Source organism: Streptomyces javensis (assembly GCF_039525925.1).
Taxonomy (GTDB): domain Bacteria; phylum Actinomycetota; class Actinomycetes; order Streptomycetales; family Streptomycetaceae; genus Streptomyces; species Streptomyces asiaticus.
In genome coordinates this window covers 1-10,223 of sequence record NZ_BAAAIF010000146.1, presented here as the reverse complement: position 1 = coordinate 10,223, position 10,223 = coordinate 1, and the positions used below count along the sequence as shown (strand labels likewise).

Sequence of the window (10,223 nt, the reverse complement as noted above, 5' to 3'; positions counted from 1 at the left end):
GATGTGGTGATTCGTCATCACGAGACGGAAGCGGTCCTCGCCGAGACGGAACAACGCGAACCGCAGCAACGGCGGCCGCGCCAGGTCGAAACGGTCGGCCCGGTCCTCCGCCAGCCACCGCCCGAAGACGCCCTGCGCCTCCGCCTCCCCCAGGCCACGCAGATCCTCCACGCGCCACGGCACCCGCACCTCAGCAGGCACCACCTGGACCGGCACCGACACACCCTCATGCACAAACCCCGCACCCACATGCGGATACCGCCGCAACAACCCCTCCGCGGCCGCCCGCAACCGCCCCCCATCCACCGAACCCTCGAGATCGAAGACCAACTGCACCATGTACACATCCGGCGCGCCATCGTCATAGACCGCGTGAAACAGCAACCCCTCCTGCAACGGGGTCAGCGGCAGGATGTCATCGGCCTCCGGAACCAGTGTCTCGATGTGCTCGATCTCGGTTTGGTCGAGCGGGGTCAGTGGCAGGTCAGAGGGTGTGCGGCCACCGGACGTGGGATGCCTGAGATGGGCGATCAGCCCGTCCACGGCCGTGCGCCATGCCTCGGCGAACCGACTGACCTCCGCTTCCGTCATCAGGTGGCCGGCCCAGGCCCAGGTCGCCGTGAGGCGCGGGCCGTCGGGGGTGTCCTCGGTGAGTGCGTTGATGTCGAGGCAGTGGGTGAGGGCGAGATCGGGGTCGGATCCGCCACCGAGAGCCGTACTCTCCTTGGCGTAAGGCCAGTTGGCGGATCCACTGCCGGTGTACCGGCCGAGGTAGTTGAAGCCGATGCGCGGTGTGTTCAGCGCCGCCAGCTGGGGCCCGGTGCGCGGGTTGAGGTAGCGCAGCAGACCGTAGCCGATGCCATGGTCCGGGACGCGGAGCTGTTCCTTCACGCGTTTGAGCGCACCGCTCAGGCTGGCGGCGCCGGTCGCCACGTCGGTCCAGTCGACGGGACCCGCGTCGAGCCGTACCGGATACATGCTGGTGAACCAGCCGATGGTGCGTGTCAGGTCGAGGGCCTCGGCAACGTCTTCGCGGCCGTGCCCCTCGACGTTGACCAAGAGGGCGGTGGCTCCGGCAATGCCGTAGCAGTGGGCCGCGGCCAGGACCAAGGCCGTGAGGAGGACGTCATCGACCCCCGCGTGGTACGCGGCGGGTACGGTCGTGAGGAGGGGCTCGGTGCGTGCCGGGTCGAGGACGACGGTGAGCGAACGCAGGCTGCGCACGTCGTCTCGCGCGGGGTCGAGCGCGTCGGTGGCCACACTGAGCCCGGGATCCCCGGTCATACGGGCCCACATGTCCAGCTCGTCCTCCCGGGCGGGGGCGACGGCCTGCTCTGTGAGCAGCCGCGCCCATCGGCGGAAGGAGGTGCCGACGGGTTGGAGTGCGGGCGGCCGGGCGGCCTCAATCGCCTCGTACGCCGCGATGAGGTCGGGCAGCAGCACCCGCCAGGACACTCCGTCCATCACCAGGTGGTGGGCCAGCAGGAGCAGCCGGCCGGGGTTCCGGTCCCCCGCGTCCAGCCAGACCACCTGCACCACGGTGCCGGAGTGCGGGTCGAGTCGAGCCTGGCCAGCCGCGCTCTCGGACGCCACCGCCGCCCGCATGTCCTCGTCGCCGCCTCCGGTCACCGCGGCCCGGCGTACCAGATCCGCTGCCGCGATGGAGCCGGGCGGTGTGATCTCCAGCCGCCAGGCGTCGGCGCCACCGTCGTCGGGGCGACGGTCACCGTCCCCGTCGGCGATCCGCAGTCGCAGTGCGTCATGGTGGTCGATCACGGCTTGTACTGCTGGGATCAGCCGGTCGAGGGTCAGCGTCGGTGGCACTTCCAGCAGCACCGACTGGTGATATCCGGCGGTCGCTCCTTCGCGCTCGCACAGCCAGTGCATGATCGGGGTCATGGGCAGTGTGCCCACTCCGTTGTCCGCTACGGCCGGGGCGGCGTCGGCGGTCCGGGTGGCGGTGGCGGCGAGGGCCGCGGGGGTCTTGTGCTGGAACACCTCACGCGGCGTGAACACCAACCCTGCACGGCGAGCCCGGCCTACCAACTGGATGGACATGATGCTGTCCCCGCCCAGCGCGAAGAAGTCGGCGTCGGCGGGGACATCAGGCAGGCCCAGCACCTGGGCGAACAACCCACACACCAGCTCTTCCGTGGCGGTGGCCGGTGCACGGCCAGAGGAAGGGGTGTAGTCCGGGGCGGGCAGCGCGTCGCGGTCCAGTTTCCCGTTCGCCGTCAGCGGCAACTGCTCCAGCACGACCACGGCCGAGGGCACCATGTGCTCCGGCAGGACCTTGGCCAGGAACCCCCGCAGCTCCGAAGCCACCGCACGAGACCCGGCCGTGGGTACGGCATAGCCGGTCAGCCGCCGGTCCCCGGGACGGTCCTCGCGCACCACGACCGCCGCCCGCACCACCCGCGGATGCGACGACAGCGCCGCCTCCACCTCACCCAACTCAATCCGGAAACCACGGACCTTCACCTGATCGTCCACCCGGCCGACGAACTCCAGCCGCCCCTGGGCATCCCACCGCACCAAGTCACCGGTCCGATACATCCGCCCACCAGGCCCGGCGAACGGACACGCCACAAACCGCTCCGCCGTCAGCCCTCCACGCCCCGCATACCCCCGCGCCAACCCCGCACCCGCCACATACAACTCACCCACCACACCCGGGGGCACGAGTTCCAGCCCCTCATCGAGCACATACGTGTGCAGATGCGGGAGGGGTCGACCGATCAGACTCCTGGTGCCGGGGCCGGTGAGCTCGCGGTCGATCGGCTGGTGGGTGACGTGCACGGTGGTCTCGGTGATGCCGTACATGTTCACCACGACAGGGGCGTCGTCGCGGTGGTGGGCGTACCAGTCGGCAAGGCGAGTGGGGTCGAGGGCTTCGCCGCCGAGGACCACATAGCGAAGTGCCGTAGCCACGCGTGACCCGCCACGTTCTGCTTCGGCCGCGATCAGCTGGTACAACGCCGAGGGGGTCTGGCTCAGGACCGAGACGTTTTCCCGTACCAGCAACTCCAGGAAGTCCGAAGGGGAACGGGTCACCTCCCTGTCGACCACGATGAGTCGGCCACCGCTCAGCAGGGCTCCCCAGATCTCCCACACCGAGAAGTCGAACGCGTAGGAGTGGAACATGGTCCACACGTCGTCCGGGCCGTACTCGTAGCTCTGCCCGATCGCTTCCAGCAGCCTCACCACGTTGGTGTGTGTCACCAGGACGCCCTTGGGGGTGCCCGTCGAGCCTGAGGTGTAGATGGCGTAGGCCGGGTGCCGGGGGTCGAGCGGGCTGATGCGGTCGCGGTCGGTGAGGTCGGCGGCGGACGCCTGGGCCAGGAGCTGCTGGGTGCGGTCGTCGTCCAGCACCAGCAGCTGGTCGGCCGCACGCCGGGGTATCCGGTCGGCCGTGTCCCTGGTGGCGAGCACCACCTCCGGCTGAGCATCCTCGAGCATGAAGGCGATCCGACGCGCGGGATAGCGCGGATCGATCGGAACGTACGCCCCGCCCGCCTTCACCACCGCCAGCAACGCCACCACCATCTCCACCGACCGGGACACCACCACCCCCACCCGGGACTCCGGGCCCACCCCCAACCCCACCAACACACGAGCCAGACGATTCGCCCGTTCATTCAACTCTCCGTAGGCAACCTCACGCCCCTCACCCACCACCGCCACCGCATCCCGATCCCGCCGCACCCACTCCTCGAACAACCCCGGCAGCGCATCAACACCCGCATCAACCACACCCGGCGCCCGCCCACTCCACGCCTCCAGTTGCCCCCGCTCCTCCCCGCTGAGCACATCGATCCGCCCCACCACACACCCCGGATCAGCAGCGATCGCCTCCAACACCCGCACAAAACGCACCGCGATCGCCTCCACCGACTCCCGGTCGAACAGGTCGGTCGCGTACTCCAGCGTTCCGTGGATGCCCGCCGGGCCGCCGCCATCGGCGGGTGTCTCGGCGAGCATGAAGGACAGGTCGAACTTGGCCGTGTCCATCCGGACCCGGAGCGGTTCGCTGGTCAGCCCCGGCAGGGCGGAACCGGAGTGGTGGGTGTTCTGGAATCCGAGCATCACCTGGAACAGGGGATGGCGGGCCAGGGAGCGGTCCGGATTGAGCAGGTCGACAAGCCGCTCGAAGGGCACGTCCTGGTGGTCGTAGGCGGCCAGGTCCGCGTCGCGGACGCGGCGCAGGAGGGTGGTGATGTCGGGGTTGCCGGAGGTGTCGACGCGCAGCACCAAGGTGTTGACGAAGAAGCCCACCAGATCGTTGGCGGCTTCCTCGCCCCGGCCCGCGTACGGGGTGCCGATGGGGATGTCGTGTCCCGCGCCGAGCCGCGTCAGCAGCACGGCCAGCCCGGCTTGGACGACCATGAAGACGCTGGCGTCGTGGTCGTGTGCCATATCGGCCAGCCGCTGGTGAAGCGCGGCCGGGATGTCAAGGTCCACGGTGCCGCCGCGATGGCTCGCCATCGCCGGGCGCGTACGGTCGGTGGGCAGGTCGAGCTCTGCGGGCAGACCCGCCAAGGCCCGTTTCCAGTAGGCGAGTTGCCGTGACATCAGGCTGTCGGGCGTGTCCTCGTCACCGAGGACACGCCGCTGCCAGATGGCGTAGTCGGCGTACTGCACCGGGAGCGGCTCCCACTGTGGTGCGCGCCCCTGGGTGCGGTCCGTGTAGGCACGGGCGAGGTCGTTGAAGAGGGGGCCCATGGACCAGCCGTCGGCGGCGATGTGGTGCAGCACCAGCAGCAGTACGTGCTCGTCGTCCGCGGTCGTGTAGATGCTCGCGCGCAGTGGCAGTTCCGTGGCCAGGTCCTCGAATCCCCGTCCGGCCTCGGCCGCGAGCAGTGCGTCCAGGTCCTCGGGGTCGGCGCCGGACTCACTGATCGGCAACCGGGTGCGCGCGGTGTCGGCGTCGAGCACATGCTGCCAGGGCTGCCCCTGGTCGTCCTTCGGGTAGAGGGTCCGCAGGGCTTCGTGTCGGGCCACGACATCGCGGAGGGCGTCGGCCAGCGCCGCGCGGTCCAGGGGGCCGGTGATCCGCTGCGCGGACACGATGGTGTAGGTGGCGGATCGGGGGCCCTGGATCTCCTGCATGAACCACAGGCGCCATTGCGCGTACGACAGCGGGATCCGTTCCGGCCGTGGCATCGGGCTCAGGGGCGGCCGCCGGGTCGCCTCGGGGCTCGTTCCGTCACCGAGCCGTGGGATCAGCTGGGCGACCGTTGGCGCCTGGAAGAGTGTGCGGACGCTCAGCTCGGTGCCGACCTCGGCGCGGATGCGGCCGATGAGCCGCATCGCGAGGAGGGAGTGGCCACCGAGCGCGAAGAAGTCGTCGTCCACGCCGACCTCGGCGAGCCCCAATACCTCGGCGAAGAGGCCGCACAGGATCCGTTCCCGCGGGGTTCGCGGAGCGCGGCCGGTTCCGGCGGTGAACTCCGGGGCGGGCAGCGCCTTGCGGTCCAGCTTTCCGTTCGGGGTCAGTGGCAACTCGTCGAGCGCCATCACGATCGACGGCACCATGTGCTCCGGCAGGGTGCTCCGCAGATGGGCCTGGAGTGCGGGGAGCAGCGAGTCGGCTTCCGGGCCGGCGCCCGGCTCGTTGGCATAGGCGGTGAGCGGTCGCGCGTTCGCGGGGGCAGCGGCGACGGACAGGTCGACGACCGGCTGGTCCGGATCGTCGGTGCCGAGGAGGAAGAGGGCGTCGAGCCGTTCGGGGTTCTCGGACCAGGTCAGATGGGTGCGGTAGCCGTGGCGGGCGGCCAGCTCGTGCAGGGTTTCCACGTCCAGCGTCGCCGTCGTGGCGTCGGGTGTTTCCGTCGCGGCGTCGAGCGTTGCCGCCGCGGGGTCTGGTGTTGCCGTCGTGGCGTCGGGTGTTTCCGAGGCGGGGCCGTCCTGGAACTGCCGTAGCGCCGCCAGGTCGTCCATCAACCGGGCGTTGGGGAGGCCCCTCACCCACAGCCTGTCGTGGCGCCGGGAGAGGAGCGCCGACAGTTCCTCGGTCCGGTGCACATCGGTTCCCCAGGTCGCCGTCGGCGCGACCTCGTCCGCCCGCACGGCGGTGACCGGCGCCTTGTGGAGCACCACGTCGTAGCGGTACCGCGTCAGCTCGTTGCGGCTCTTCCCGCGCTTGATCCGGATGTCGACCGCCGCGATGTCCGGAACGGTGGCCTGGAGGGCCGAGAAGAGTGCCGGGTCGATCAGCAGCTCCCTCTCCAGGGAGATGGTCTGCTCGATCGCCTTGCGGAGGTCCACGCCCGAGAGCTCACCGCCGAGCTTGCTGAGACCGGCCGCCGTGGCGAAGCAGCGGAGCAGGCGGAGGTTGCGGACATCGCCGAGGAACAAGGAGCCACCCGGGGTGAGCAGCCGCATCGCTCCGGAGATGACGGAGATGAGGTAGTCGATGCCGGGGAAGTACTGGATCACCGAATTGATGATCACGGTGTCGAAATGGCCGGCCGGAAGTCCGGTGAAGACGTCGGCGGGCTGGGCGGAGAGCTCCACCCGGGCGGCCAGGTCCGGGTCGCGATCGATCTGGTTCCGCAGCGCGTCGATCGCCGCGGCGGAGAAGTCCGTGGCCCAGTACGAGTCGCACCGGGGCGCCAGACGCCGCAGCAGCAGACCGGTGCCCACGCCGATTTCGAGCACGCGTCGAGGAGCCAGTGCGGAGATCCGGTCCACGGTGGCCGTCAGCCATTCCCGCATCTCGTCGAGGGGGATGGGGCGGCCGTCGTAGCTGCTGTCCCAGCCGATGAAGTCCTCGGCGGCGTTCCCGATGCAGGCACCGGTGGATGCGCCGGTGGATGCGCCGGTGGACTCCTCACGGAGAGTGGTGGCCGGGCGGTCTCCGTACAGCGACTCGTAGAAACTCTGCCAGTGGCCGATGTGTTCGGCCGCGTGGCGCTCCGCCGACGCCTCGTGCCGTGGCGTATCGTCTCGCGATGTGTTGTTCGGAGACGTGTCGTCCCGTGATGTGGTGCGCCGCGCGGGTACGGCGTAGCCGATCAGCCGCCGGTCACCGGGACGGTCCTCGCGGACCACCGCCGCCGCGCGTGCCACCCGCGGATGCGAGGCCAGCGCCGCCTCCACCTCACCCAACTCGATCCGGAAACCACGGACCTTCACCTGATCGTCCACCCGGCCGACGAACTCCAGCCGTCCCCGGGCATCCCACCGCACCAGGTCACCGGTCCGATACATCCGCCCACCGGACCCGGCGAACGGACACGCCACAAACCGCTCCGCCGTCAGCCCTCCACGCCCCGCATACCCCCGCGCCAACCCCGCACCCGCCACGTACAACTCACCCACGACGCCCGGTGGCACCCACCCCAGCCCGCCGTCGAGGACGTACAACCGCGTGTCCTGGATCGGTGTGCCGATGGGCGGTGGTCCTGCCTCTTCCGGCTCGCATGGATGACCGGAGATGTCGATGGTGGTTTCGCTCGGCCCGTACGAGTTGTACAGCCGCACCCAGGGAAGCGTGGCGTGGAAGGTGTCGCGGACGGCCGCCGACATGGCTTCCCCGCCACAGACCACATCACGCAGCGAGCGGCAATCGTCCGCCACCGCATGCCACTCCAGAAGATGCTGGAGGAGGGGGGGAACGGTATGGAAGACGGTCACCTGGTGGCGCCTTACGGCCGCGAGCAGGTACCCGGGGTCCGCGTGCCGGTCCGGGTGGGCCAGCACGATCGCGCCGCCGACCAGCAGCGGGCAGAACACTTCCCATACGGAGACGTCGAAGCTCAGGGGTGTCCGCATGAGGAAGCGGTCCTCGGCGCTCCAGCCGAACGCCCTCACCCGCCAGAGGAGGTTATTCAGCAAGGACTGGTGCGTCACCACGACGCCCTTGGGAGTGCCCGTGGAGCCTGAGGTGTAGATGGCGTAGGCCGGGTGCCGGGGGTCGAGCGGGCTGATGCGGTCGTGGTCGGTGAGGTCAGTGGTGGATGCCTGGGCCAGGAGCTGCTGGGTGCGGTCGTCGTCCAGCACCAGCAGCTGGTCGGCCGCACGCCGGGGTATCCGGTCGGCCGTATCCCTGGTGGCGAGCACCACCTCCGGCTGAGCATCCTCGAGCATGAAGGCGATCCGGCTCGCGGGATAGCGCGGATCGATCGGAACGTACGCCCCGCCCGCCTTCGCCACCGCCAGCAGCGCCACCACCATCTCCACCGACCGGGGTACCACCAGTCCGACCCGGGACTCCGGGCCCACCCCCAGCCCCACCAACACCCGGGCCAGACGATTCGCCCGTTCATTCAACTCTCCGTAGGCAACCTCACGCCCCTCACCCACCACCGCCACCGCATCCCGATCCCGCCGCACCCGCTCTTCGAACAGCTCCGGCAACAGCTCGGGGCTGGTGTCTTTCTCCCCGCGCGCGCCTTCACCCCAGCGCGCGAGTTGCTCCCGTTCCGCTCCGGTCAGTACATCGCTCCGCCCGACCCGATCGGCCGGATCAGCGGCGATCGCCTCGAGCACCCGCACGAAACGGGCCGCGATCACCTCCACTGCCTGTTGGTCGAATACATCGGGCCGGTATCCCCACCGCACCCGAAGCCGCTCGCCGGGAATCACCATCAACGCGAGGGGATAGTGCGTGGCGTCGTGGGCGGCGATGGCGGCGGTCTTGAGTGTCCCGTCGGTGCGGCCGACGACGGCTTCGTCCACGGGGTAGTTCTCGAAGACCGTCGCCGTGTCGAAGAGCGGGCCCGATCCGGCATAGGCGCCCTGTTGGATGTCGGTCAGGCCCAGGAACTGATGGTCAAGCAGCCGCGATTGTTCGTCCTGTAGCCGAGTGAGCAGCGCCGCGAGGCTTTCACCCGCGAGTACGCGAAGCCGCAGCGGCACCGTGTTGACGAACAGCCCGACCATGGATTCGACGCCGGGAATCTCGGGCGGCCGAACGGCCACCGTCGTTCCGAAGACCACGTCATCGCGTCCGGTCATACGGGCCAGGAGGAGGCCCCAGGCACCCTGTATCACGGTGTTCAGCGTCAGACCGGCCTCACGCGCCCGCTCGGTCAGAGAAGCGGTGAGGGATTCCGAGAGGAGCTGGGAGACGTCCTGGGGGGCTACGGCCTGGCGTCCGGGGTCCGCGGGCGTCAGCAGAGTGGGGTCTTCGACGCCCGCCAAGGCTTCGCGCCATGCCTCCAGTGCCGCGTCCCGATCCCGCGATCCGTACCAGGCGAGGTAGTCGCGGTACGGCGTCGGCCTGGGCAGTGCGGACTCCTGACCCGGCTGCTCGTACAAGGCGAACAGATCCCGCACCAGCAGCGGAGTGGACCAGCCGTCCAACAGGATGTGGTGATTCGTCATCACGAGACGGAAGCGGTCCTCGCCGAGACGGAACAACGCGAACCGCAGCAACGGCGGCCGCGCCAGGTCGAAACGGTCGGCCCGGTCCTCCGCCAGCCACCGCTCGAAGACGCCCTGCGCCTCCGCCTCCCCCAGGCCACGCAGATCCTCCACGCGCCACGGCACCCGCACCTCAGCAGGCACCACCTGGACCGGCACCGACACACCCTCATGCACAAACCCAGCACCCACATGCGGATACCGCCGCAACAACCCCTCCGCGGCCGCCCGCAACCGCCCCACATCCACCGAACCCTCGAGATCGAAGACCAACTGCACCATGTACACATCCGGCGCGCCATCGTCATAGACCGCGTGGAACAGCAACCCCTCCTGTCCGGCCGCCAAGGGCAGGACCTCACCGTGCTGGGGGATCCTCGCCTCGATGACCGCCTGGTCGGCCTGGCTCAGCGAGATCAAGGGGCGAGGGGGCGAGGCCGAGTCCGCGATGCCCGTCGATCGCGCGGAAACGGCCGGGGCCTCAAGGACCCGGGCGGTGGCGGCGAGGACTGCGGGGGTCTTGTGCTGGAACACCTCACGCGGCGTGAACACAAGCCCTGCACGGCGAGCCCGGCCCACCAACTGGATGGACATGATGCTATCCCCGCCCAGCGCGAAGAAGTCGGCGTCGGCGGGGACATCGGGCAGGCCGAGCACCTGGGCGAACAACCCACACAGCGACTCTTCTGTCGGGGTGGCCGGTGCACGGCCGGGGGCAGGGGTGTAGTCGGGGGCGGGCAGGGCGTTGCGGTCCAGTTTCCCGTTCGCCGTCAGCGGCAACCGCTCCAGCACGACCACGGCCGAGGGCACCATGTGCTCCGGCAGGACCTTGGCCAGGAACCCCCGCAGCTCCG

Annotated in this window: 1 protein-coding gene; it reads right to left on the bottom strand. The window is 69.8% G+C overall.

The genetic code is table 11. From position 1 onward, the window contains the following. Window positions 1–10,223: amino acid adenylation domain-containing protein (locus ABD329_RS46635; RefSeq protein ID WP_344318116.1), on the bottom strand; the 10,223-nt coding region annotated here is incomplete at both ends.